The following is a 26,075-nucleotide window of genomic DNA, read 5'->3' as shown; positions in this document are numbered from 1 at the left end:
ATTTCCACGCTCGTGCGGCTCAACGCCCTGCAACCGCCTCAGCGCACGCGCGGCACGCCGGCAACTCTGAGCTTGCGGTCGAGTTTTGCCGGATCCCTTAAATCATCCCAGCACAGGCGCACAATCTTGCAGTTATCAAGCAGCGAAAGCCTCGATTCGCGCTGGCGCTCGTCAAATTGCGCCTTTGCGAGCTTGCCCTCCTCCGCCGCCTTTTCGCTTTTAACGAATCCGTCGAACTCCCCGATAATCAACCGGTCGCCCACGCGCCACAGGTAGTCAACGCGATACGGCCTCCCCGGCTCAACCGGGTCGAACAGCTCAACTTGCAGCTCCGGAACCTGCCAGCCGCGCTCGATCATCAGCGCTCGCGCCTTGGACTCGCCGCCGCTTTCCGACAGGCCATCGGCACACCGTGCAACACTTCGCGCCGCCACAACACCGCGACGATTCAAGCCAAGCTTGTCGACTGCCTCAACGAGATGCTCCTTCGACAAAAGCTGCTCATGGAGCGCCGAGTCTGCGATGATCAGCCCCTCGACAAACGATGCATCGACCAGGCAATCCGTAATCGTTTGATCGATATCGGTCACGGCAATATCCATCTGGCTTGCCCGCGTTTGACGAACATAACGATGGCGAATCACCTGAGAGCCGGGCGTCGTCGATTGCGCCGGCGCCGCGGCGATATGGATGTGCGTCAAATTGGCATGCGAAACCGAAAGGCCATAGATAACAGCCGCCGTATAGGAGCAAAATGTCCAGTCGGGGTGCTTTTGCGCAAGAGCCCGCACCCGATGCAGATAACGCTGCCGAAACTTGAGCTCGGACCAGTATTCCGGACGCGCATACAGCCCCGGCATGACCACTTCGAGACTTCCCGCCGCCACCCGCCGCTCAATCTGCTTTGCCTCTGCTGTCGTGCGCGCGTACACGCAGTTCATCTGCTGTTCGCATGCTTTAATGTGGCTTGCAAGTCTTTGATTCGCCGTCATGTTTCCCATGTCGCCTCCCAACTCTTGGAACGGCGCAAACGTACCAGACGGTTTCATGCGAAGTCTGACCAAACGCTGTCCAGGCGCTGACCAAATGCTTGACGGTTTTGGGCGTTTTAGGCTGATGGCTTATATCTGCAGGTAGGGCGGTTGTCGAAAGGTCCCCGTCTCCACAATTCGATGCCTTGGTCCATTGGATTATCAGAAAGAAAAACCCGTCGAGATTCAAGACCACGCCAAATGCGACTTTGCTTCTGCACGCACCGTCTCTTAGCCGAGCCATCAGCATCTACATATAAAAAATGAGCGTGGATAATCTCCCGTTTTGAGCCTAGTTTCAAGCCAAAAGTGGGAGATTATCCACGCTCGATTTGTAAACGTCCGAAAATCCACGCTCGCGTGTCCGATAATCCACGCTCGTCATGCCGTGAGCACAGCCACAGTCGCAGCCACGGCCGCAGCCTAGTGCTCCTCGCCGGCGCGGGCCAGGTCGTAGGGCGTGGTCTGGTAGACGTAGTAGTTGAGCCAGTTGGTGTAGAACAGCTGAGCTTGGCTGCGCCAGACGTTGCGCGGCTCGGCGGAGGGGTCGTCACCCGGAAAGTAATGCGCCGGCACCTCCGGGTTGAGTCCGCGCTTGACGTCTCGCTCGTACTCCAGGCGCAACGTGTCGGTATCGTACTCGGGATGGCCAAAGACAAAGAAGCGGCGGCTGTCGGTCGACTTGACGATGTACAGACCAACCTCGTCGGATACGGCTACGACCTCGAGCTGCGGCTCGGCCTCCACGTCCTCGCGACGCACATCGGTGTTGCGCGAATGCACGGCATAGAAACGGTCGTCAAAGCCGCGGACCAGTGGGCTTTGCGGCTTCACCAGATAATGCTCGAACACGCCGCTCGCCTTTGCCGGCAAGTCGTGCTTCTGGATACCGTAGTGATGGTAGAGCCCCGCCTGTGCGCCCCAACAAATATGCAACGTAGAGTGCACGTGCGTGGTGGACCAATCCATGATCTGGCAGAGCTCGGGCCAGTAGTCGACCTCCTCGAACGGCATCTGCTCCACCGGCGCGCCCGTGATGATCAGGCCGTCATAGTGGATGTCGCGGATGTCGTCGAACGTGCGGTAAAACGTCTCCAGGTGGCCGGCGCTCACGTGCGTGGCCTCGTGCGTTTTGGTGCGCAGCAGGTCCACCTCCACCTGCAGGGGCGTGTTGGAGAGCTTGCGCATGATCTGCGTCTCGGTGGCGATCTTGGTGGGCATGAGGTTGAGGATGAGTACGCGCAGCGGACGGATGTCCTGGTGCAGCGCGCGGTACTCGGTCATGACAAAGATGTTCTCGCTCTCGAGCTGCGCAGCGGCAGGGAGGGCGTCGGGGATGCGAATGGGCATGGATGCTCCTTACGAGTCAGTTGCAGCTATGGTACAACGACCGGCCCCATCCGCGCGAGTGCATCGCCCAGCGATGCCGTCAGCGGCCCAAATCACTCCAAAAGTAGAGATTAAGGCATGTCCCAAAATCTACTGCACTTTAGCCTAGCAAAGTAACAGCAGAACGCTACAATGGTTCGACGCGAAAAACTCGGCCGAAAGGATACATATATGTACCAGACGCGTAAGATCGGTGTGGTCGGCCAGGGCCACGTAGGAGCACATGTCGCCAACAGCCTGCTCATGCAGGGCATTGCCGATGAGCTGTACCTGTGCGATATCAACGAGGCCAAGGTGACGTCCGAGGTCCAGGACCTGCGCGACTCCCTTTCGTTTGTCCCGTATAACACCAAGATCGTCAACTGCTACGGCCACTACGAGGAGCTGGCCTGCTGCGACGTTATCGTCAACGCTGCCGGCAAGGTCGCGCTGGCTGCCGGCAGCCGCGACGGCGAGCTGTTCTTTACCACCGACGCCGCCCGCACCTTTGCCAAGCGCATCGTCGACGCCGGCTTCGACGGCATCTTCGTGAGTATCTCCAACCCCTGCGACGTCGTGTGCACCGAGCTGTGGCATCTGACCGGCTACGACCCCAAGAAGATCATCGGCTCGGGCTGCGGCCTGGACTCCGCCCGCCTGCGCACCGAGATCTCCAAGAAGGTCGGCGTGAGCCCCAAGTCCGTCGACGCCTACATGATCGGCGAGCACGGCTTTAGCCAGCTGGCCGCCTTTAAGACCGCGACCATTGCCGGCAAGAGCCTTAACGAGCTTCAGGCCGAGAACCCCGACAAGTACGCCTTCGACCACATGGAGGTCGAAGAGCTCGCGCGCAAGGGCGGCTATGTGACCTACCAGGGCAAGCAGTGCACCGAGTACGCCGTCGCCAACTCCGCCGCGCGCGTCTGCGCCGCCGTGCTTCACAACGAGCACGCCGTGCTTTCGGCCTCCACGCTTATGACCGGCCAGTATGGCGAGGAGGGCATCTTTACTTCCCTGCCGTGTGTGATCGGTGCCGAGGGCGTCGAGGAGGTCTACACGCTCGACCTGTCCGAGTACGAGCTCGAGGGCTTCCACAAGAGCTGTCAGCACATTCGCGACAACATCGCCCAGCTCGACTGGTGGGACGCCGAGGCATACGACGCGAAGTAGGCCGTTGGCTGCCACAACCTTGCGAATCTAAGCGCGATACCAAGCGGGCCGTGCCGGAAATCCCCGGCACGGCCCGCTTTTGACTCACACGACACGCTTGCGAATCGAAGGTGAATGCTTTTCCCGCTACTTAGTACTGCTCGACGCCCATGTAGCGACGAACCTCTGGGCTGTGGTCGAACACCTTACCGCGGGCGGCGCGCAGCTCACAGCTCATCGCGTAGAAGAAAATCGGCTCCAGGAACGAACGCACGCTGGCCGGCACCTCGCCCACGCCGTACTCGAGCGCATCGAGCACCATGATCGTGTCGGTGTGCGTGTTGAGGAACGCCAGCGCGCGCTCCTCCATGGGGCGGCACTCGCCCGATCCGAGCTGCACAAAGTAGAACACGCCGGGCTCGGTAGCCTCGAACGGGCCGTGGAAATACTCGCCGGAGTGGATGTAGCAGCAGTGCTGCCATTGCATCTCCATGAGCGAGCAGATTGCCATGGCGTAGGTCTGGCTAAAGTTGGGGCCGGAGCCCAGGATGTAGAAGAACTCGTGCTGCTGGCAGAGCTCGGCAAAGCGGGCGCCCAGCTCGGCGTTGACCTTCTCGCGTGCGGCGGGCAGCAGCGCGTCCATCTGCTTAAGGCCGGCGTACATGTCAGTGAGCGCCTCGTAGCCCTCCTGCTGGTCGAGCAGTTCAGCGGCGATCAGAGCGCCGATGCCCTGCGGCACCTCGGCCTGCGGCACGCCCTCGCCCCAGGGATAGACCCAGGTAGTCCACTTGCCGTTGCCGATCTTTGAGCCCTCGCAGTCGGTAAGGGCAATGACCTCGGCGCCGGCAGCCAACGCCATCTCGCAGCCGTCGACGACCTCTTGCGTGTTGCCGCTGTGGCTGCAGGCGATGACGAGTGACTTCTCGCCAAGACTCTTGGGAGTCATCAGGCAAAACTCGCGCGCCGTGTAGACCGTCGAGGTAAACGTGGTGGCCTCGCGCTTGAGCAGTTCGTTGGCCGGCATGAGGTCGATCATCGAACCACCGCAGGCGATCCAAAAGACGTTCTCGACCTTGCCCTTGCGCTCGATAATTTCCTGAATCAGATCATGTGCGTTCATGCTGATGCCCCTCCTTGTGTGGCGGCTTTTGGCGACGGCTGCTCGTACCTGCTGTCGTTCTATGTTGTTCTATATATACCACGCATGCAGCCACGGTGGAAGCCATTGCGGTAAATTTGTTCCATGTTGTTCTATTCGTGAACGTTAGATGTCGAAGACGTAGCGCGAGCCCACGATCTTTTGGCGGCCGAGCAGTAGAGGGCGCCCGCCGGCGTCGGTAAAGTAGGCCTCCATATAGAAGAGAGGCTCGCCGACCGGCACCTCCAGCAGCGGGGCCGTCTGAGTATCGGCAAGCGCAATCTCCACGGTGCAGGGGTCGGACTTGAGCGGCGCGCGGCCCGAATGCTCGGCAACGAGCGCAAAGATGGAATTGTCCGTGAGGTCCTTGTCGGCAAGCGTCTGCAGGTAGGGATGGTCGGCCAGCACAAAGGCGTTGTTCTCGAGCATGACGGGGATGCCGTCGGCCGTGCGCACGCGCTCGACCACGATGAGCTCGCAGCCGGGCTCCACGCCAAAGAACGCCGCATCCTCGCGCGTCGCCGCGACCACCGTACGCGACACCAGACGCGCTCCGGCCACCATGTCGTTGGCGGCACAACCCTCAGTAAAGCTCTGGACGTCGCCTTTCTGGACAATCTTGCGCTTGAGCTTGGGAGCGCACACAAAGGTGCCCCTCCCCTGCTGGCGGTCGAGATACCCCGCGCGCGACAGCTCCTCGATGGCGCGGCGCACGGTGATGCGTCCCACGCCGTAAGACTTCGCGAGCTCCATCTCGGAAGGAATGCGCGAGCCGGCCGCATACACGCCGCGCGCGATCTCGCCCTTTAGGTCGTCCATGACCTGCTGGTACAGCGGTACGGCGGATACGCCAGCGCGGCCGGTTTTATCGTCGGTTGCCATTGTTACGCTCCATCTCGCGCACGCTCGGATTCAAACTCTTCAATCGCCGCCATAAACTGCTCGCCAAAGGCGTCGGCCTTTTTCTCGCCAATGCCGTTGACCTGAATCAGCTCGTCGCGCGTCTGCGGGCGCAGGCGGCACAGGCCGCGCAGGGCCTTGTCGGAGAAGACCATGTACGGCGCCATCTCCAGCTCGGCCGCGATCTCCTTGCGCAGGGCGCGCAGGCGCTCGAACAGCTCGGCATCGTCGCCCACGCGCGGGCGCTGATCCAGCTCGGCCTCCTCGCGCAGCAGATCCACCGCACGGCGAGCACGGGCCGAGGCCTTGCGCTTGGACGCGCGACGCTTAACGGTAAAGGCAAACGCCTCGTCCTCGACCTCGCCGGCACGCGGACCCAGGCCCACGACCGGGTACTGCCCCTGCGAGGTGGCCAAATAACCGCGGCCGCACAGCTGGCCGATGATGTCCTTGATGCGCCCGACCGATTCGCTCGACAGCTCACCATAGCCGCGGTCCTCGTCCAGATGCATCTGGCGGATGCGCTCGGTGTTGCCGCCGTGGAGCACATCGGCGATGAGCGACTTGCCAAAGCGCATGGGACGCGTGGCCACATAGCGCACGGTGGCGCGGGCCATATCGGTGACGTCCTCGACCTCGAACTGCGTGAGGCAGTTGCTGCAGTTGCCACAGCCCTCGGCGTCGTCTGTGGCGGTGGCGCCCGCACCAGCCGCAGCAGCATGCTCGGCCGCGGCCTCGTCGCCAAAGTAGCGCAGCATATATTCGCGCAGGCAGCCGGTGGTATTGCAGTAGCCCTCCATCTGGCTGAGCAGACGATATCGGTTCTGGAGCGCCCACGCGCGTTGCTCGTCATCGAGCGCCTCGTCGGCAGCGTCGCCGCGGTCGATCAAAAAGCGACGCATGCGAAAATCGTTGCCGTTCCACAACAGGTGGCAGCTGGCCGGATCGCCATCGCGACCGGCGCGGCCCGCCTCCTGATAGTAGGCCTCGATGCTCTCGGGCACGTTGTTATGGATGACGTAGCGCACGTTGGGCTTGTCGATGCCCATGCCAAAGGCGTTGGTGGCAACCATCACCTGAATATCGTCGTCGATAAAGGCGCGCTGGCTCTGACGACGGGCGTCGTTGCCCATGCCGGCATGGTAGCGGCCAACGCGAATGCCGCTGGGGCCCAGCGCCTCGGCAAGCTCGCCGGCGAGTGCATCGACGGTCTTGCGGGTCGAGCAATATACGATGCCGCTCTCACTCGAATGCGCGATCACATAGTCGCGCACCCACGCGGCCTTGGCCTTGTCGCCCATCTCCTCGCAGCCAAAGTAGAGGTTCTTGCGATCGAAGCCCGTCACCACCGTCGCCGGGTTTTGCAGGCCGAGCATCTGCTGAATGTCCGCACGCACGCGCTCAGTCGCTGTAGCGGTAAAGGCCGCCACGATGGGGCGCTGCGGCAGGGAATCGATAAACTCGCGAATCTGCAGGTAGGCGGGGCGGAAATCCTGACCCCATTGGCTCACGCAGTGGGCCTCGTCAATGGCCACGAGCGGAACGCCGATGCCGCCTTCGGCCGCAGCTTCCTGCGCAAAGGCCAGAAAACGCGGCTCGAGCAGGCGCTCGGGCGCCACGTACATAAGCTGGTAGCGGCCCTCGCGCGCCCGCTTGAGCACGGTATTTTGCTGGGCCGGAGTAAGGCTGGAGTTGAGATAGCTGGGTCGCGCGCCCGCCGCGAGCAGCGCACGGGTCTGGTCCTCCATAAGGGAGAGCAACGGACTCACCACAAAGGTGATGCCGGGCAGCATGAGTGCGGGCACCTGGTAGCAAATGGACTTGCCGGCGCCTGTGGGCATAACACCCAGCGCATCGCGACCGGCAAGGATCGCATCGACCATGCGGTCCTGCCCCGGGCGAAACGAGGTGTAGCCAAAATAGGCGCCGAGCGTGTCGAGCGCCATCTGCTGCATGCTATCGGTCATGGTTTCCTAACGTCCAAGTCATCTGCCGCCGATTATACGCCGCCACGCGGACCGGTGCCCCACGGTTGCCGGCCACGGGCGGCGCAATCCGAAAGGAACGAGCGTGGATTTTTGGACACTTTCCGGATGAGCGTGGATAATCTCCCACTTTGGGCCCGTCACCAAGCCAAAAACGGGAGATTATCCACGCTCATTCTGCAGATTGCCGCTCTGGCGGGCTTGCAGCGTCGAGCGGTTGCGGCGTTTGGTAAAACGCCGCAACCTACATGACCATGACGTAACGGCTACCCACGTAGTACTGCTTACCCATCAGGACCGGCTCGCCATTGGGGCCGATAAAGCCGGCGCGCAGGTTGAGCAGCGGATCGTGCGGGGCAATGCCCAGCTCGGCCGCCTGCTCGGCGCTGGCGCGAACAGCCTCGACCGTGCGGTAGCCAGCGGAGACAACCGGGATTCCGCCAACGCGCTCGACCTCGGCAAAAATCGACTTGTCCTCAAGATCGGCCGTCAACAGCTCACGGTATGTATCAAACGGCACAAAGATGTTTTCCTCAAAGATGGGCTCACCATCGGCCGTACGCACGCGTTTGATATGCAGCAGCAGCGCATCCTTCTGCAGGCCAAAGAATTCCATCTCGTTTTGGCGCGCCGGCACAATCTGGCGATCGATCACATGCGCGCCCGCCTTCATGCCGCTATCGGCGCAAAGCTCGGTAAACGTCTGCAGCGTCGAAGCATGGAACTGACGGTTGATGTGCGGCGTAGCGACAAACGTGCCACGGCCCTGCTGCTTGACCAAATAGCCATCGGAGCACAGCTCCTCAACAGCGCGGCGCACCGTGATACGGCTCACCTCGTACTGCTCGGCAAGCTCAAGCTCAGATGGAATACGCTCCTTGGGTGCATAGACGCCCTTTTCGATCGATTCCTTGATCTCATCGTAAATCTGCTGGTAAAGTGGCGCGTTGTTGGATGCGGGCATATCTGATCACTCTTATCAAAATATCGATATTTGAAATATCTAATACGTATATAACGTCTTTTTATATGTTACCTCAGTTTGATAAAACGATACACCACATACAACAAATCTTTACTTGCCGTCATCCTGCTGCAGGCTGTCCTGCTCGCTGAGGCGCGCCTGACGGCTCGCCATGCGCGCGGGCTTGTCGGGATCGGGCACGGCCGTAGGCATGGGCTCGTCGACATGACCGCCCCACCAGCCGCCCACAAAGTTAAGCGTGTGGAACACATTGATCACTGCGCCGGGATCAATGTCGCACACCAACTTGATGATGTCCTGGCTCTCGTAGGTCGAGACAACGGTGTGCAGCAGGTACATCTTTTCGCGGCTGTATCCGCCAACGACCTCGGCACAGCTGATGCCGTGCTGAAAATGGTCGATATAGGCGTTCATGACCTCGTCGGCCTTGCGCGTCGTGATCTGCAGCGTTACGCGGTCATAGCGGCGGTAGAAGCTGTCGATGGTCTTGGTCGAAATAAACTGGAACACGATGGAGTACGCCGCGTTGTCCCAGCCAAACATAAAGCCAAAGATCGCCAGGATAAAGCAGTTGAAACCAAAGATAACGCCCCAGATGGTCTTGCCCGTGTGGTTGGAAACCCACAGCGCGATAAAGTCGGTACCGCCGGTGGATGCGCCGGACTTAAGCGCGATGGCAGCGCCCAGGCCCGAGACCACGCCGCCAAAAATGATGAGCATGATCTTGTCGCCCAAAAACGGGGCGAAGTGAAAGATATTGAGAAACAGCGACGAAAGCACGACCTGCATCATCGAGAAGATGACGAAGCGCCTGCTGATGCCGCTCCAGCACAGAAGCGCCACGGGGATGTTGAGCGCGAGCATGCCGAGCGAGATGTCGATATGAACGCCGCCGAGCGAGGTAACGCGATCGAGCAGGACCGCGACGCCGGTGAGACCGCTCGGAAGCAGGTCGGCGGGGCGAATGAACGCCTGGATCAGGAATGTCTGGAGAACGGCGGAAATTGTGACCGCTACAGCAGTGATGGCGCGGCGGACAATGGTAAGGCGGCCGAGCACGAGCACGCGGTCCGTGAGCTGATCGATGGCGTTCGCCACGTAGGCTCCTTTCGAGGGCAGATGTAGTTGTGGGGCATGCCGGCGATTGTAGCATGGAGCGCGAGAAGGCGCCTCAATTCACCCTCTCTCGACAACCAAAACGAGCCAAAACGAGCCAGCAACCCCCCAACCAAAGAGCCAAATTCTAAGTGAGTAGACTTTTCGCGACCCACCGAGCATACCCAAAAAAGTCACCTCTGTGACCTGCACTGATAATTGTTCTCGGGGGAAGCGGGCACTGCGGGGCGCGGCAACGGCGCGCGATTTCCGCGTCGCAGCGCTACCCTGATGCTGAATGCCGGGACGATGACCCACTGACCTGCTGACGCCTCTTCGGCCGTCCTCAAATCCGACCTGTCTCGCCCCGGCATCCGCGTCCCGGAGTCCTGCCATGACCTAATAGGAGCATGAGCGCGGACAATCGGACAAGCCAATTGGATTGTAGCGCTCCCGTCAGTGCAATGTCTGGGAGACCCGGGCGCGGAGCAGGCGGCAGACCGAGGGGAGCGAAAATGGAAGGCGAAACGGTCATCGCGGGCGTCGACACGCACAAGGACGTGCATGTCCTGTGCCTGCTCGACGGCCTCGGGAGGAAGATCTGGAGCGGGAGCTTCGGGGCCGACCCCGAGGGCTACGACAGGCTGGCGGAGGCGATAGGCGACCCGGGGAGCTGCATGGTCGTCGGCGTCGAGGGCACGGCATCGTACGGGGCCGGGCTGACGAGGAGGCTCGTGGAGCTCGGGTACAACGTCGTCGAGGTGCTCAGGCCCAAGAGGGACAAGGTGAGGCCCGGCGAGGGGAAGAGCGACCCGCTGGACGCCGAGCGCGCGGCGCGCAAGGCGGCGTCCGGGAGGGGCTGCTCCGTGCCGAAGTCGCAGGACGGCTGGGTCGAGGCGGTGCGCCAGCTCTACGTCGCGCGCAGGCTGGCCGTCGCGACGTCCACGTCCTGCGTGGCCTGCGCGAAGTCGATGCTCACGACGGCCCCGAGCGCCCTGAGGGAGCGGTTCAGGGGCCGCGAGCGGCCGAAGGACCTCATGCCGCTGCTCGCGCGCGGGAGGAAGGCGGGCGACGCGCTCGAGGAGAGCGTGCTGGCCTCGCTGCGGTCCGTCGCGGCGGTCTGGAAGGAGGCCCGCAGCCAGGTCGAGTCCCTCGACGAGCGCATCCGCGCGCTGCTGGAGGCGAACGCGCCCGCGCTGCTCGGCGTCGAGGGCTGCGGCACCACGACCGCCGCCGCCCTGGTCGTGGCCGCCGGCGACAACCCCGGCAGGCTGAAGGGCGAGGCGGCGTTCTCGATGATGTGCGGCGCCTCGCCGATCCCCGCGTCGAGCGGGAAGACGGACCGGCACAGGCTCAACCGCGGCGGCAACCGGCAGGCGAACTGGGCGCTCTACGAGATCGCGATCAAGCGCATGGCGTACGACGAGAGGACGAGGAGGTACGTGGCGAGGCGGACCTCCGAGGGGAAGTCCCGGCGGGAGGCGGTCCGCTGCCTGAAGCGCTACATAGCGCGGGAGGTGTACCACGTGCTCATGGACCCGAACCCCGACGGCGCCGCGCCGGAAGGCCCCGAGCTCGCGAAGATGCGCAAGGCGATGCGGGTGACTCAGAAGAAAGCCGCCGCGGAGCTCGGCCTGTCCGCAGCCACACTCGGGCACTTGGAACGGGGGAAACGGCGGTCGACGAAACTGGAGAGGAGGTATTACGAGCTCCTGTGCGAATTGGAGAGAACGCTCCCGCAAACTGCCTCTTGACAACTTATAGGAGCGTCGGTTTTACTAAGGCAGATACGCTTTGTGCTTGGCCTGCGCCAAAAAGTCTACTCACTTAGTCCGAGCCGAAGCCGAACGGATCCAATCAAAGCCAAAATGAGCCAATCCACCGCAAAAGACGTGTGAATCCGTGCTTCTCGCGGCGAATTGACGCTACAAAGCAGTCAAAATGTCGGCGAGATTGTCGATGATGGTGTCGGCGGCGGACTGATCCAGGTTGACGCCCTCGTGCGGACGCAGTGCCAGGACGCGGGCGCCGGAGCGCTTGCCGGCCTCGATACCCAAAGGCGAGTCCTCGATAACCAGACACTCGGCCGGATCGACACCCAATGCCTCCATGGCGCGCAGGTAAATCTCGGGATCGGGCTTAAACGCACTGCACTCGTGGCCGCTGATGGTGTAGTCCAGCACGTCGGCTATGCCGGCAATCTCCACCAGCTCGTCGATGAGCTCACGGTAGGACGAGCTCGCAATGGCGCACTTCACGCCGCGCTCGTGCAGCTCGCGCATCACCGGCTCCGTTTGCTCGTTGAGCAGCTCGGCATACGGAATAGGATGAGCGGGACAATATCTTTTTTTATATTCCGCGAGCAATTCCTCACGTAACGTGAGATTGCCGGGAACTAGTGCTTCCCAGATCGCCGGTTCATTAGACCCCGAAAGATCAGGAATCTCATCAAAGTGGAATCCCTTCTCCTCCATATACGCCACGCGTCGACGATTGTAGAACCGTTCGGTATCGGCTAACACGCCGTCCATATCAAACAGCACTGCTTTAATCATACGTATCTCCCATCAATAGCAAAAAGGGGATGGGGCACAAACCCCATCCCCTCTCAATCAACCTGTAAGGTCTACTTACTTGTGATTAGTAGGAAAGCTTCCACATGTAGCGACGCATGGTCAGCGGGTGCTGACGGGCCTCGGCGATCTGGTTGCCGTACTCGCGCATAACGGCGAGGTGCAGCAGCGGGTTGAAGTAGGTGACGACGCTTGCCGGCACGGCGTCGGCCAGACCGTAGTCCTTGGAGTCGATCAGAGCGACCTTGGCGCCCATGCGCTTAAGGAAGGTGAGGGCGCGGGCGTCCATCGGACGGGTGGCACCATCGGACATGAAGAAGACGTAGGGCTTACCCTCGGTGGAAACCTCGAACGGGCCGTGGAAGTACTCGCCGGTGTTGTAGGCGGCGGCGTCGATCCACTGCATCTCGGTGAACAGGAAGGCGGCGTGAGAATAAGCCATCTTCTCGGAGGCACCGGAGGCCATGAAGTAGATCATCTCGTCGTCCTTGAAGTCCTGGGCGAACTGCTTGGCAAGACCCTTGGCGGACTGAGCGGCGTTCTCGCAGAGCTCGAAGACGTTGGTGAGACCGGTGATCATGTCCTCGTAGTGGTCATAGCCCTCGGTCTGCTGAAGGATCTCGACAGCAAGAGCGATGGCGTAGCCGGGCTTCTCGCACTTGGCAGCGTAGTTGGCGTGGAAGCCGTGAACGATGACGTGGTCGGCGTCGACGGTCAGAGCGGAGCCAGCCTTGTTGGTGAGGGAGACGACCGGGCAGTTGTGCTTCTTGGCGGTCTTGTTGGCCTCGACGGTCTCGGGCGTGGAGCCACCGAGGGAGCAGGTGATCACGAAGGTGTGCTCGTTGACCCAGGAAGGCGTGTCGTAGTTGAACTCGTTAGCGGTGAAGATCTGAACGTTCAGCTTGTCCGTGTTGTTGGCCAGGAAGTACTTGGCGGGGTAAAGGTCGGACATGGAAGCACCGCAGCCGACGAAAGCGACGCTGTGGATCTCGTGGTTGGACAGGACGTCAGCGACGATCTGCTTAGGGAGGTTAAGGTCGATCTCGTACATCTGACACATTCCTTTCGATTTGTTGCGGCGTCACATTGCCGGACGCTCGCAGGGTTACCGTAGTTAGGACCGAGTCGCCGGCCCGTTGAGGATGTGACAAAGGGACTATCCCTTTGTCACATGTTAGGGATGGAAGCCTGCCTGGGGTATGGGATGCCAGGCAGGCCCCCGGGGGAAGCGCTGGGTCGCGACTAGGCCAGGATGCCGGCCGCGGAGAGGGCGATGCCGCCCACGATGGCGATCACGAATTTATCCATCATTCGCGTCGGGTGTTGCGCTACTCAGCAACCACTAGACAGACGTAATTGGATCCTTCGGGAATGACGGAGTCTGCTGGCTGTAGAGCTTAATCCCCATCCCAAGCAGCTCGCGCGTATCGTTGATTTCCGAATCGTCCAGGAAAACGCTTTGGTCAATCTGCTTCGAACCTTCTTTGTTAAAGGTCGCGCCGTACTGCACTTCAGTAATTGCACCAGTCGCACTGCAAACATCAACTAAGGCCCTAGTTGTACCGAATACCATCATGATGTTTTCTTTTAGCTCAAGAATCTTAGGCATCTTTGCAATGGTTTTTTCCGTTGTAAAGATATTGAGCCTGATCCCCGCAGGTTTTGCCAACTTTAATGCAGCAGACCTCATCTCGTCATTGGCCGCAGCGTCGTCAACGACAATTATTCGTTGTGCGCTGATTTGATTTACCCATGCTGCCAGAACCTGTCCATGAACCAAGCGGTAATCCAAACGAACAAGCTTAATCATAGGTCGTCCTCCTCATCTTCCTGTACCTTCTGAGCCAAAAGGGCAGCTACATCCTGAATACCCGCCCTGCTCTGAGCAATTATTTCATCAAGCCGCGATTGCGGAAGCGGATCGCTCGACAATGCTATCTCGAGAATCAGAGGGAAGTTCATCCCGGCGATCACACTTACTGAAGCCCTCTTTGACAAGACAGATACCATTGAGTTATTTACGCTGCTGCCCATCATATCCGTCAAAATGTAAACCTTATCGGACGCATCAAAGGAATCGATTAAGGCAATTGTGCGCTCGTCAATTTGGTCCTTATCATCTCTTTTCAATGAAATGACATGGACACGTGATACATCTCCGATAATCATTTCAAGTGTATCGCGGGCTCCAGCGGCAAGCCCACCATGCGATGCAAGAATTATCTGATTCATCATTACCTCCTATCGGTTGTCTACATCATAGACGTTATATACGTGTATGTCCAGATAATATATTTCTTTCCGTTTGCCGGCTATTTGCTACCGTTCACGGCGAACAGACAAGCAAACTGGCACGTGGCACCTCCTTGGCTATAATTATATATAACGTCTGTGACGTTCCATACCATTTTATCTGAAAGGAGAACTGATGACCGGACGACGTATCGAACTTGCCACCATGAACCATCATTACATGTTTTATGACTTGGACGTTTTTTTTGAAAACGCATCCAAGCTGGGTTATCCGTGCGTTGAGCTGTGGACATCCCCGCAGCATTTTTTTATGGATTACCAGCAAAACGATCCAACGGAACGCGTTTTAGCATTAATGGATAAATTCGGTGTACGTGTTCACGGCATCTGCCCCGAACAATGCAACCCCAAGCCGCACAATATGGCCGCAAAGGATGAGTCAATTCAAAATCGCACCCTTGCATACTTTACCCGTGCGATCGATGTTGCAAAAACGCTTGGAGCAAGCCAGGTATTAGTTACCAGCGGTTGGGCATATTACGATGAACCGGTAGAGCAAGCACGAGAGCGAAGTGCATCTATGCTCAAGAAAGTTGCGCACTATGCAGAGTCACAAGGCATAAATCTTGCCATTGAAGCACTTCGAGCACCGGAATCGCGAATTGCCAATACTGTTAAGGACCTCGAGTTGTTACTTGAGATGGTTGATGAAACGGCCCTTAAGGTATGCCTAGATATCGGTGCAATGGTCAGCGCCGGAGATACCATACAGGGATATTTCGACGCATTTGGCGCCAATTTGATTCATTCGCATTATGTTGACACAGGAGAACGTTCGCTTCATCTCGCACTCGGTGATGGCAATCGAAATATCGCGGAAGATATTATGACCTTTGAGCGCAACGGCTACACAGGAGTTCTAAGCGTTGAATGCACGGATTCAGAAACACTCACGAATCCAATGGCAGCAGACGCGCGCTCGATGTCTGCCTATTTAGAGGCCTACCGCAGCATTGAGGGCATAGGGGCGGCTGGCTCACGATAATTTGATAACAAACAGCTTTGAAAATGGGCATCAGCGTCAGCTGATGCCCATTTTCTTTGAAAAGACGTTGCCGTTCTAGCAGACCTCAAAGAGGCATGCAAGGAGGAGTTAACGTAACAGATGGAGACTAGCCAGAGCAGGTTTGTTACCGAAATAGTTGGAGCAACGCCCGATTCGAAGCAAGTCAATCCGACATCCAAGCGCCTGGAATACGGCTGATAGTTCATGCAGACTTAACCCTATTTGCCGGCTTTGGATAGAAATCCGACCGTGTTCCCGATTTCAACCACCATCCGCACCTCTCCATCACCTCGAGCTCGCCCCAGTCGCTGCAACGCAAGGCCCACAAAGATTAGTCAATCGCGTTCCGCAACGACCAGCGTACTCGCTTCAGCTCAAAAGCCTCCCATGCCTTAGTCCGTTACCCAATATGGGAATCCCTCGCCTCCGCATCGCTTGACAATCCAATGGCAACAAAGACAAGTATCGAACCGTTTAACGGCAACCGGGATGCACTATAGGCCGTGGAGCAAGGGCTAAGAATTCGCTCAGACACCTCATCGCACCCAAACGCCACACTTCAGCGACCGCTGACAGCAGTCTTCTAACGTTTTAATAAGGAAAATGCCTCGACAATCTCACGCAAACCAATCTACCCCATATTTGCTCGCGGACAGTTCTAAACACCCGCGCAGGAACAATCGCAGACACAAGGGGCAGACATGCCCGGAGCCCGCACGTACCCCCCATATTCAGATCTCTGCATCCACCTTTTCCAAAAAGGGCGAGCGATCCGGTAAACGGCCTGCATGGGCACCTCTTCCGAAAGGGCTTAACGATTCCGGAAAAGGTCATCGACCCGCGGGAACGATAGGCAACCGGACACATATTCTGTCCGAATGGTTAAAAACGGACTCGAAATTTAAACGGCTGAAAAAGGGGCATCGACCTGCGCCGATACCCCCAATGCGGACACACATTTTGTCCTATAAGCCCGGTTCTCTTGACTAAAGCCTGGATGCCCATTAGTCGAAGACGATCAGCGCAGCGATGAGTATTAGGTTGATTTGTCATCACGCCACTGAAAACGACTTTCTATAAACAGTGCCAACAAGGCATCAATCCGGAATCACTTTAGACGATATTAGGGGCACCGACACGGTCGATACCCCTAATTAAAACATATTATTCTGATCCCTCTTAAAGCAAGGTCTAAGCGAGCACGCCCAAGAAGCTAGCGATAAGGCTCGCTGCGATGCCACCGAGAAGGAGAACTGTCAGACTTGCCTTCTTTTTAAGAAGCCAGTAGAACAGCATGGTAATTGCCAGAGGAATCATTGCCGGGAAAATGCCGTCCAAGACATCCTGAATCACTACGGCACCGTCCTGAAATTGCAGAGGAGTCGTAATCCCAACCATGGTGGCAATCATTGCGCCCACGGTCATCAAACCGACTACGCTCGCCATATACATGACACGCTCCATCATGCCGCCACCCTGTAGCTGCTTGACATAATCAGCGCCGAGCGTATATCCGAACTTTCCGCCGAACCAGGTAATGAGGGCTTTAGGAATGCCTGAAATCAAAAGAGCCAAAATTGGACCGAGAATTGAACCCTGAGCGGCAAGAGACGCACCCAGACCAAAGGAAATAATTCGAAGGGTTCCCTCGAGCAATGAATCACCGATGCCCGAAAGCGGACCCATGAGCGAAACCTTTAAGCTGTTGATAACTTCAGGGTTAAAGTTCTTCGGATCGCGCGCATACTCTTCCTCCATGGACGCAGCAAGTCCAAGCACAAAGCTATTAAGCTGCTGCGTAATGTTATAAAGAGCGGTGTGGCGATGATAAGCGTCTTTCTTTCGCTGCAGAATCTCGGGATCCGATTCATCCGCATAGATTCGATCAAGAGTAGGGGCGATTGAATACAGGAAGCCCAGATTCATTTGGCCCTCGTAATTCCACGAAGCCTGAATCGCCCATGTTCGCCAAAAGAATTGCCAAAGTCGTTTATTCTCAGAAACGCTTTGCGGTTCAAGGCTTTTAAGCTCAGTAGTTTCGGATGCCTGAGCTCCAACAGTCTGCTCCACCATTTTAATGACCTCCTCGATACCTAGTCGTCGTCCTCAAGCGGATCGTAATCATCTGCCGACTGCGCCGCGAGCTGGCTTCCGCCATCATGAAACTTGATGTCCGAGAGTATAAGTGCGAGCAGAACTGCGAAGATAGCAACTGCAGTCACATTAATACTGAGGAAAGCGGCAGCAAAGAATCCAACGAAGAAGAACAGAGCCATCTTCTTCGTGAGCATAATATTAAGCAGCAGAGCCATACCGAGCGCCGTAAGAACATTTCCAGCAAGGCCGAGGCCACTAGTCACCCAACCGGGAATCATGCCCACAATAGCCTGTACGAAATCAGTTCCCACATAGATCGCCAAGAAAATGGGGACGAAATACATCAGCGCATACAGGACGTTTCCCCAAATAATGTGCAGATGAAGTGCCTGCTTGAACTTTCCCTGGTCAATGAGAACGTCCGTTTTATGGGAAAACGCCGCGAGCACCATACGTACCGCAAGACCAATTGCCTGACCAAAGGCAGCTACGGGAACCGCAATAGTCAATGCAGCCTCTGGGCCAGCGCCCGTCAGAATGCAAAACGCCGTAGCAACAATTGATCCCATATTCATATCGGGAATCATTGCAGCACCGACATTAATCAGGCCAATGCTCATCAGTTCCAGCGTTGCGCCAGCCGCCAAACCGGTAGGAATATCTCCCAATACGATACCGACCATAGTCGCGCCAATAAGAGGTCGTTCAAGGCTCAATCGACCCAACATGCGTGAGTCCATGATGCAAATGACACCCACGAGGCCAACGGCTACTGCTGCATAAAGCTGATTCATTACCGTCTCCTTTCCAACTATTCCTAATCACAACATCCTACGTTGCGAAGGACAGCATACAAGTCCGGATCTTGTACCCGTCTGATATAAGTCATCATATACGTCTTATATGTTGTATACACTAATTATCCAATTTACCCGGACAAACGGTAGATTTTTAGAGGCGAACGGTCAATAGGTGGCTAATTAGTAAAACTTATAGAACTAAACTAATTACGAGTTGACTAATATCCACATGCGCTATATTGCTCAACTCAATCTTGGTGAAAGGAAAAAGGTACGTGCCCTTCACCGGCTCATTACCAGCAGTTTTATGGATATATAAGATACATGCGTGATTGATTAGGTATAAAAGTAGGATACAGGTTAGCCGTATGAGTATTTCGGTCAAGAGGAAACTGGCCCAATACGAGCGCTTGGCGGGCATGCTGCGCGACCGCATCGCCTCTGGCACCTACGCACGCGAGGACAAGCTGCCGTCCGAGATGGAACTCATGGACGAATCGGGGCTGTCTCGCAGCACCGTGCGCCATGCCCTTAAGGTGCTCGTTGATGAGGGTCTGGTTCGAACCGAGCGCGGGCGCGGCGCCTTTGTGGCCGACACGCCGGCGCTACACGAGAACAACCTGGTGTTTTCGAGCTATACGGCGCAGATCCAGGGACAGGGTATGAAGCCCACCACGCGCACGGTGGACTCAGGCTTTACCAAGGCTGTGGGCAATGCGGCCAGGTTTTTTGATGCCGCCGTGGGCAGCAAGCTCGTCAAACTTGTCCGCCTGCGTTATCTGGACGATGCGCCGCTGTGCCTGGAGACCACCTATTTGCCGCCAAGCTTTGAGGCGCTCATCGATCGCGATATCAACGGATCGCTCTACGCCACGCTGCGCCAGGAGTTCCATCGCGCGCCGGCGCAGGGGCACAAGACCTTCGAGGTGTGCTATGCCTCGCAAAACGAGGCGTTTTTGCTCAATGTGGAGCGCGGACAGGCGCTGATCCTAATCACTGACTACGTCTACGACACCGACGGCCGCCCGCTGCACATCTCCAAGCGCATCCAGCGCACCGACCGCGCCAAATACACCGAGCCAATCGGTTAACCTGCCAAAAAGGGACAGGTTTATTTTGGTAGGTTTTATCTGGGGTTTTGTTATATCCGCAGGTCAATCGCCTTGGTCATACACACCCAAAACAAATGCCGCCGCGAAGGTTTTCGTATCCTTCGCGGCGGCCCTTAACGTTTGCCCAGATAAAACCTGCCAAAATAAACCTGTCCCTAAATGGTAGGTTTGGGGAGGTCGGGGAACCAGGTTGGCTTGGGTTGGTTGGGTGTGCGCGCGGCCAGGACCAACTCCATCCAACACATGTCGTACCAGCGGCCGAACTTTTGGGCGCAGCGGTCGAAGGCGCCCACCAGGCGATACCCCATATGGGCATGGAAATCCTGGCTGTTGTGTGTCAGGTACTCGTCGTCCTTATCGTGCGGCACGGCGATGAGCGCGCACATGTTGGTGATGCCCATCGCGATCAGGCATTGCTTGAGCGCATCGTGCAGCTTGCGGCCCAGCCCGCCGTGGCGCACATCGCGCGCCAGGTAGATCGATGTCTCGACCGACCAGTCGTATGCCTCGCGGCTGTTAAGCGGACTCACATAGGCATAGCCTACCGGACGCCCGTCCAATTCCATCACCAAATACGGATAGCGCTTGAGCGTACGCTCGATGCGCCCGGCGAACTCCTCAACGCTCGGCACCTCGTATTCGCAGGTAATCGCCGTCTGGCGCACATACGGCTCATAGATGGCAAGCAACGCCGGCGCATCATCGGGCGTCGCCAGGCGAATCGTCGGCTCGGACATCTCGGGCATACAGCCCCTCCCCCTCAAAAACAAAGGCCGCCTTGCGCCAAACCCAGCGCAAGGCGGCCTCTCGTCATTACATCAGGCTACAGGACAGCCGCCAGCGCGTCGATATCCTCCTGCGTCGTGGCCCAGCTGGTGCAAAAGCGCACCACCGTGTGGGTCTCGTCGTACTTTTCCCAGTATTCGATCGCCGCATGCTCGCGAATGCGGGCCATGTCCTCGTTGGGCAGAATCACGAACTGCTGGTTTGTGGGCGTCTCCAAAAAGAACTGGTAGCCGCGCTCGTGCAGCACGCGACGCAGCGCCTGAGCGGTCTCAATCGCCTGGCGGCCAATCTCAAAATACAGGCCATCGGTAAAGAGCGCCTCAAACTGGACGCCCGTTAGGCGACCCTTGGCCAACAGCGCGCCGTGCTGCTTAATGCGCGGAATGGGATGCGCCGGAGCGTGCATGCCACAAAACACCACGGCCTCGCCGCAAAGCGCGCCACACTTGGTGCCGCCGATGTAGAACACGTCGCACAGCTGCGCCAGCTCGGGCAGGGTAATGTCGCACTCATCGGCCGCCAGCGCATAGGCCAGGCGAGCACCGTCCACAAACAGCGGAATCTCGCGCTTCTGGCATACCGCATGAATCGCCGCGAGCTCGGCCTTGGAGTAGAGCGTGCCGTACTCGGTCGATAGACTCACGTACACGGCGCCCGGGAACACCGTGTGCTCGTAGCTCTCGTTTTCGTAGAACACCTGGATATAGTTCTCGAGGTCCTCGGCGTGCATCTTGCCCTCGTAGCCGGGGATGGTGAGCACCTTGTGGCCGCCAAACTCGATGGCACCAGCCTCGTGGCAGGCAACGTGGCCAGTCTCAGCAGCAACGACGCCCTCGTACGGCGCGAGCAGCATGTCGATCACCGTCGCGTTGGCCTGCGTGCCGCCCACCAGAAAAAACACGTCGGCATCGGGGGCCTGGCAGGCCTCGCGAATAAGTTGCTTGGCACGCTCGGTATGTGCATCGGTACCGTAGCCGGGCTGCGGCTCCATATTGGTGTCGACGAGCGCCTGCAGCACCGCCGGGTGTGCGCCGTGGGAATAATCGTTGTTAAACGCGAGCATGGCAATCCTCTCTTACCGGGCACGGGCCCGATGATTCAAACGGAGCTATTGTACGCCGTTGGGATAGGCAATACGCGCGGCAAGGCACTCAAGTGCCAGTACCAGAGCAAAGCCGCAGCTCACGTCACTCAAAAAATGCGCCCCGATCACGATACGGCCAAAGGCGACGAGCGCCGCGACCACAGCCGCCGTCCAAAAGACCACGCGGCGGCGCGACGGTTTTTCCTTAAAGGCCGCCGCGGGAAGCCCGGCGAGCATAAGGCCGATCGCCGCGTGCGCCGTATGTCCGCTCGCGAACGACTTAAAGCCGTCCTTGATTACGCCGGCCGCAATATAGCTCCACTTGTCGGGGTTGCCGATCACCCACCATGGCTGAAACTCGAGTCCCTGCGTCACCTCGATCACACGCATGCGCGGGCGCGACCACAACGGCTTGACGATCACGTTGAGGATAATGGCCTGAACGACCCACACGGCAAGTACCATCAACGCCCAGCGCGCGAGCTCGTCGGGCTCGGTCGTGCGCGTGAGGCGATAGACGATAAGGTTGGCCGCGATGACCAGCACAAACGTCAGCACCAACTGAACCACGATGAGTTTGCCGCCAACCCGCAGGGACGAAACGATCTCGTAGCCGACCAGGCCCACGTTGACCAGAACGCCCAGCACGGCGAGCCATTTGCTCCCCCTGGAGTCGGGACGCACCGCGCGTACGAGCATAACGCCTGCGACGCTCGCCGTCAGCTCAAACGGCAGCTCGCCGGCGGCCTCGATAAAGCGGCCGTACATGCTGGCGATGTTGAACAGCGCGCTCGAGATCTGGTAATCGAAGAAGCTGCCCACGCCCAGACAAAGGCACAGGACAACCGCGATGGCGGCAGCATCTTTCTTGTAGATGTACCCGAACATAGCTCCCTTTCGATGGGACGAAGCTTTCAACCTGCAACGCGGCGGGGCAAAGACAACCATGTCCCACCACGCCACTTACCTGCTATTCGTCGTCGCTGACGCCCAGCTGCTGCAGCAGCATGAGCGCCGCGGCCACGGGGCCGGTGCCGTCGTTGGCATCGAGACCGCGACCCAGGCCGCTGCCCGCACCGGCGCCCGCCTTGTAGGGCACCGACAGCTTGCGGCTCTTGGGGAAGTTCACCGCACCGTAGCGGGTCTTGAGCTCAAAGGCCACCTTCTTGGGCACGTCGACACCCAAAAAAGTGATGCGTCCGCCGCTGAGCGTGACGCTCTCGAGCCCCAAGCGCTCGCCGCGGATACGGATACGCGCGCGGTTGAACAGATTGAGTCCCGCCAACGGCAGCTCGCCATGCGCGGCCTCGGTCTCTTCCTGCACCTCGTCGATGCTCTCCAGGTCCTCGGCCGCCGCGAGCTTGCGGTACACGAGCACGCGCTGGTCCACCGCCGGCAGGTACTCCTCGGACAAGAAGTAATCGGCCGGCAGGTTAATGCCCACGCTCGCCGCCTCCACGCCGGCATCGTCGTCGCCGCGCGCCTCGGCCACGGCCTGTCCCAGCATCTGCGTAAACAGGTCGAAGCCCACGCTCGACAGGTTGCCGTGCTGCTCAGCGCCCATAAGCGAACCGGCGCCGCGGATCTCCAGGTCGCGCATGGCGATGCGCATGCCGCTGCCCAGGTCCTGGAACTCGGAAAGTGCGGTCAGACGCGCCGTGGCCTCCTCGGTGAGAGGCAGCTCACCCGGGAACATAAAGTACGCGTATGCCTGCGTGGCCGAGCGACCCACACGGCCCTTGAGCTGGTAGAGCTGTGCCAGACCCAGGCGCTGCGAGTCCTCGATGATGAGCGTGTTGGCGGTCGCGTTGTCGATGCCGCTCTCCACGATGGTCGTGGCGATGAGCACATCGATCTTTTTGGTCGCGAACTCGATCATCACGTCCTCGACCTCGCGCGGGCTCATCTTGCCGTGCGCCACGCCCACGCGCGCCTCGGGCGCGGCCTCGTGCACGCGCGCCACGGCATCGTCGATGGTCTTGACGCGGTTGGACACGTAGTACACCTGGCCGCCGCGACCCACCTCCAGGCGAATCGCCGCGCTCACCACGTCGGGGTCGTACTCCCCCACGTGCACGATCACGGGGCGGCGCCCGGTCGGCGGCGTGGTGATCAGGCTCATGTCGCGCACGCCGCTCGTGGCCATCTGCATAGTTCGCGGAATGGGCGTTGCCGAAAGCGTGAGCACGTCAATCTGCTCACGCAGGTTCTTGAGCTGCTCCTTGTGCTGCACGCCAAAGCGCTGCTCCTCGTCGATGATCACCAGGCCCAGGTTCTTGGGGTTCACATCGGCCGAAAGCAGGCGGTGCGTGCCGATGAGCACATCGATCGTGCCCTCGGCAAACGCCTTGAGCGCGCGCTTTTGCTGCGCCGGGGTACGGAAGCGGCTGAGCACCTCGACCTCCAGGCCAAACGGTGCAAAGCGCTCAAAAAATGTCTCGTAGTGCTGTTGGGCCAGAATGGTCGTGGGGCAGAGTACCATGACCTGGCGGCCGGAGTCCACGCACTTAAACGCTGCGCGCAGGGCGACCTCGGTCTTGCCAAAGCCCACGTCGCCGCACAGCAGGCGGTCCATGGGCTTGGGTGCCTCCATGTCCGCCTTAATGTCGGCAATAGCCTCCAGCTGGTCGCGCGTCTCGTCGTAGGGGAAGCTCTCCTCCATCTCAATCTGCTCGGGCGTGTCGGGCGGGCAGGCGATACCGGCAATCGAGGAGCGGCGCGTATACAGGTCGACCAGGTCAAACGCCAGCTTTTTAGCGTTCTTGCGCGCCTTGTTGGTGGCACGCGTCCAGTCGGCGGTGTTGAGTCTGGTCAGGCGCGGCTTGTCGCCGTCGGGGCCAACGTATCGCGTGATGCGGTCAACCTGTTCCAACGGCACGTAGAGCTTGTCGCCATCGGCATATTCCAGCAAAAAGTAGTCGCGCTCCTTGCCGCCCACTTCCTGGCGCGCGATCTCGCTAAAGAGCGCGATACCATGCGTTGCGTGCACCACGTAGTCGCCCGGCTTAAACGGGAACGTGATCTGCGTAATGTCCACCTTGCGGCGACTGCGCGCGCGGTTGGCGTCCATGCGGGCGTTGAGGTCGGCAATCGAGAATACGGCCAGGTTGGCATCGGGCACCACCACGCCCTGCGGCAGGGCGGCATCCACAAAGGTCACGCGTCCGCGCGAGATGGTGGGCACGGCGGCACCGGCGGCAGCCTGGGCGGCACCCGCCTCGAGCGAGCGGGCGTTGAGTGCGTCGGCGCGGCGCTCGCGAATTGCAGCATGGGCCTCCTGGCGGACAGCACGGTCGGCGGAATCCGCTTCCGCCACGCGCACACGGTCGCCGATGACGCCGGCGTTTTCGGGCGCGGCCGTCAGCGACTCCTCAAAGGTAATGCCCTCGTCACCAAAGGTGAGCTCCATCGACTCGCGCGCACCGCGGTCGGGGATGGCAAACACGCAGGCATAGCGCTTGCCCACGACCTCCTGGATGCGCGTCATAAAGCGATTGTCCGAGCCCGCGATGGCCGGCTGCTCAATCTTGAGCTCTGCCGTCACCGCGCCACCGGCACGAATCAGGCTCACATAGTTCATGCGCTGCTGAGCACCAAAATCGAGCTGCTGGGCACGTACATACAGGCCATCCAGTCGGTCAATCCCCGCCTCGACGGCACGCGCCTCGATATCCTCGTAGGCACGCAGGCAATCGTCGAACAGCGAGCGCGGCTCGGACAGGACCACAAGTGCACGGCCGCCAACATGCGCCAGCGGGCTCACGGTCTGGCCGTACATCACCGGCAAAAAGCGGTCGAGTTCGGGCGTGACGATGCGCGCATCCACCATCTCGAGCAGCGCCGCCAACTTGCTGTCGTCCTGGCTGGCGCGATAGAGCGCCACATGCATGTTGTGGACGGCCTCGTCGGTAAGCGCCAACTCGCGGCACGGGAAGATCTCGATGCTGTCCTCGTTGCCGATGGTCTGGCCCGTGGAACCCACCATGCGGCGGATGCGGTCGATCTCGTCGCCAAAGAACTCGATGCGCACGGGCGCTTTTTCCTGTGCCGGGAACACCTCGACGGTGTCACCGTGCACGCGGAACAGGCCGGGCGCGTCGGCGGCGCCGGCATTGGTGTAACCCATGCCCACCAGGCGCTGCGGCACCTCGTCAAAAGGAATCTCCTCGCCCACCGCAAAGGTCGTGGACTCCCAGTAGCGGCTCTCGACTGGTGGCACACAGCGCAACAGCGCGCGGGCCGAGGCGACCATGATGCAGTTGTCACCGCGCACGATGCGTCCCAGGGCCTCGCAGCGCTGGGCAACCACGGCATCGTCGGGCGCCTGCTCGCGCCACGGATAGTCCTTGCGCTCGGGAAAACGGCACACGTGTGCCAGGCCCACGTAGGCGGCAAGGCTGCGCGCGGCGCGATCGGCCGCGTCCTCGCCACTTACGATATAGACCGTGGGGCGCGGACGGCGCGCAAACTGGGCGGCGGCCATAAGCGTGCGGCCCGACTGCGACACGGCCAGCGTCACGTCCTCGCCGGCATCGAGTCCGGCCTCGACGGTCTGCAAGGCCTCGGCAGTGTAGAGCTGCGCGGCTATACGGTGAATGAGCATGCTGTTCCTCCGGCATTGCAACGCCAAAAGCCCGCCGGGGCAAGCTCGGC

General features: G+C 59.4%; 21 protein-coding genes. 4 read left to right on the top strand and 17 right to left on the bottom strand.

Features of this window, described 5'->3' with window-relative positions:
- Window positions 1-38 precede the first annotated feature (38 nt).
- Both ACGHEN_RS01435 and metA read right to left on the bottom strand, forming a co-directional pair.
- Window positions 39-1,001, bottom strand: coding sequence for a hypothetical protein (locus ACGHEN_RS01435; protein ID WP_390396772.1), 963 nt, complete (start codon window positions 999-1,001; stop codon window positions 39-41).
- Between the two features lie 453 nt (window positions 1,002-1,454).
- A complete protein-coding gene (gene metA, locus ACGHEN_RS01430; protein ID WP_390396770.1) occupies window positions 1,455-2,381 on the bottom strand; it encodes a homoserine O-succinyltransferase in 927 nt (308 codons plus the stop codon).
- A gap of 210 nt (window positions 2,382-2,591) precedes the next feature.
- Here metA and ACGHEN_RS01425 point away from each other — a divergent pair, with 210 nt between their 5' ends.
- Window positions 2,592-3,569: an L-lactate dehydrogenase gene (locus ACGHEN_RS01425; RefSeq protein ID WP_390396767.1), complete on the top strand. Its 978-nt coding sequence runs from the start codon at window positions 2,592-2,594 to the stop codon at window positions 3,567-3,569.
- A gap of 130 nt (window positions 3,570-3,699) precedes the next feature.
- On the opposite strand, the gene ACGHEN_RS01420 is transcribed toward ACGHEN_RS01425, so the two are convergent.
- From ACGHEN_RS01420 to ACGHEN_RS01400, 5 genes are all read right to left on the bottom strand, one after another.
- Window positions 3,700-4,668, bottom strand: coding sequence for an SIS domain-containing protein (locus ACGHEN_RS01420; RefSeq protein WP_390396764.1), 969 nt, complete (start codon window positions 4,666-4,668; stop codon window positions 3,700-3,702).
- Window positions 4,669-4,812: 144 nt separating this feature from the next.
- Window positions 4,813-5,568: a GntR family transcriptional regulator gene (locus ACGHEN_RS01415; protein WP_390396761.1), complete on the bottom strand. Its 756-nt coding sequence runs from the start codon at window positions 5,566-5,568 to the stop codon at window positions 4,813-4,815.
- 2 nt (window positions 5,569-5,570) lie between these two features.
- Complete coding sequence (locus ACGHEN_RS01410; RefSeq protein ID WP_390396758.1) at window positions 5,571-7,553, bottom strand: RecQ family ATP-dependent DNA helicase; 1,983 nt, start codon at window positions 7,551-7,553, stop codon at window positions 5,571-5,573.
- A gap of 262 nt (window positions 7,554-7,815) precedes the next feature.
- Window positions 7,816-8,535: a GntR family transcriptional regulator gene (locus ACGHEN_RS01405; RefSeq protein WP_390396755.1), complete on the bottom strand. Its 720-nt coding sequence runs from the start codon at window positions 8,533-8,535 to the stop codon at window positions 7,816-7,818.
- 111 nt (window positions 8,536-8,646) lie between these two features.
- The gene (locus ACGHEN_RS01400) at window positions 8,647-9,654 is read right to left on the bottom strand and encodes a YitT family protein (protein WP_390396752.1); all 1,008 of its coding nucleotides are present in this window, start codon (window positions 9,652-9,654) and stop codon (window positions 8,647-8,649) included.
- A 512-nt stretch (window positions 9,655-10,166) separates the two neighbouring features.
- Between ACGHEN_RS01400 and ACGHEN_RS01395 the strand changes: the two genes are divergently transcribed.
- Complete coding sequence (locus ACGHEN_RS01395) at window positions 10,167-11,405, top strand: IS110 family transposase (protein ID WP_373094348.1); 1,239 nt, start codon at window positions 10,167-10,169, stop codon at window positions 11,403-11,405.
- A 171-nt stretch (window positions 11,406-11,576) separates the two neighbouring features.
- Here the strand turns inward: ACGHEN_RS01395 and ACGHEN_RS01390 are convergent, their stop codons facing one another.
- From ACGHEN_RS01390 to ACGHEN_RS01375, 4 genes are all read right to left on the bottom strand, one after another.
- A complete protein-coding gene (locus ACGHEN_RS01390; RefSeq protein WP_390396749.1) occupies window positions 11,577-12,206 on the bottom strand; it encodes an HAD family hydrolase in 630 nt (209 codons plus the stop codon).
- 85 nt (window positions 12,207-12,291) lie between these two features.
- Entirely contained in the window at window positions 12,292-13,275 is a 984-nt protein-coding gene (locus ACGHEN_RS01385; RefSeq protein ID WP_233502903.1) for an SIS domain-containing protein, read from the bottom strand.
- Between the two features lie 291 nt (window positions 13,276-13,566).
- The gene (locus ACGHEN_RS01380; protein ID WP_118385297.1) at window positions 13,567-14,034 is read right to left on the bottom strand and encodes a PTS sugar transporter subunit IIB; all 468 of its coding nucleotides are present in this window, start codon (window positions 14,032-14,034) and stop codon (window positions 13,567-13,569) included.
- Window positions 14,031-14,456, bottom strand: a complete 426-nt coding sequence (locus ACGHEN_RS01375) for a PTS sugar transporter subunit IIA (RefSeq protein WP_390396745.1) — start codon at window positions 14,454-14,456, stop codon at window positions 14,031-14,033. Before ACGHEN_RS01375 ends, ACGHEN_RS01380 begins: the two co-directional genes overlap by 4 nt.
- A gap of 196 nt (window positions 14,457-14,652) precedes the next feature.
- Between ACGHEN_RS01375 and ACGHEN_RS01370 the strand changes: the two genes are divergently transcribed.
- Complete coding sequence (locus tag ACGHEN_RS01370) at window positions 14,653-15,522, top strand: sugar phosphate isomerase/epimerase family protein (protein ID WP_390396742.1); 870 nt, start codon at window positions 14,653-14,655, stop codon at window positions 15,520-15,522.
- A 1,212-nt stretch (window positions 15,523-16,734) separates the two neighbouring features.
- On the opposite strand, the gene ACGHEN_RS01365 is transcribed toward ACGHEN_RS01370, so the two are convergent.
- Both ACGHEN_RS01365 and ACGHEN_RS01360 read right to left on the bottom strand, forming a co-directional pair.
- Window positions 16,735-17,616, bottom strand: a complete 882-nt coding sequence (locus ACGHEN_RS01365) for a PTS system mannose/fructose/sorbose family transporter subunit IID (protein WP_390396739.1) — start codon at window positions 17,614-17,616, stop codon at window positions 16,735-16,737.
- Between the two features lie 20 nt (window positions 17,617-17,636).
- On the bottom strand, window positions 17,637-18,434 hold the full coding sequence (locus tag ACGHEN_RS01360) for a PTS mannose/fructose/sorbose/N-acetylgalactosamine transporter subunit IIC (protein WP_390396737.1): 798 nt from the start codon (window positions 18,432-18,434) through the stop codon (window positions 17,637-17,639).
- A gap of 374 nt (window positions 18,435-18,808) precedes the next feature.
- Between ACGHEN_RS01360 and ACGHEN_RS01355 the strand changes: the two genes are divergently transcribed.
- Window positions 18,809-19,531: a GntR family transcriptional regulator gene (locus ACGHEN_RS01355; RefSeq protein ID WP_390396734.1), complete on the top strand. Its 723-nt coding sequence runs from the start codon at window positions 18,809-18,811 to the stop codon at window positions 19,529-19,531.
- A gap of 176 nt (window positions 19,532-19,707) precedes the next feature.
- On the opposite strand, the gene ACGHEN_RS01350 is transcribed toward ACGHEN_RS01355, so the two are convergent.
- The 4 genes from ACGHEN_RS01350 to mfd form a co-directional block, all read right to left on the bottom strand.
- Entirely contained in the window at window positions 19,708-20,298 is a 591-nt protein-coding gene (locus ACGHEN_RS01350) for a GNAT family N-acetyltransferase (protein ID WP_390396731.1), read from the bottom strand.
- Between the two features lie 77 nt (window positions 20,299-20,375).
- Window positions 20,376-21,401 carry a threonine aldolase family protein gene (locus ACGHEN_RS01345; RefSeq protein WP_390396729.1) on the bottom strand — a complete coding sequence of 342 codons (1,026 nt, stop codon included), beginning with the start codon at window positions 21,399-21,401 and terminating at the stop codon, window positions 20,376-20,378.
- Between the two features lie 45 nt (window positions 21,402-21,446).
- Entirely contained in the window at window positions 21,447-22,310 is an 864-nt protein-coding gene (locus tag ACGHEN_RS01340) for a phosphatase PAP2 family protein (RefSeq protein ID WP_390396726.1), read from the bottom strand.
- Window positions 22,311-22,392: 82 nt separating this feature from the next.
- Window positions 22,393-26,025, bottom strand: a complete 3,633-nt coding sequence (gene mfd, locus ACGHEN_RS01335) for a transcription-repair coupling factor (protein WP_390396723.1) — start codon at window positions 26,023-26,025, stop codon at window positions 22,393-22,395.
- Window positions 26,026-26,075: the final 50 nt, after the last annotated feature.

This window comes from Collinsella sp. i06-0019-1H4, from assembly GCF_042849575.1.
Taxonomy (GTDB): Bacteria; Actinomycetota; Coriobacteriia; order Coriobacteriales; family Coriobacteriaceae; genus Collinsella.
The sequence above is the reverse complement of the archived record's forward strand: the minus strand, read 5'-3'. Positions and strand labels throughout refer to the sequence as shown.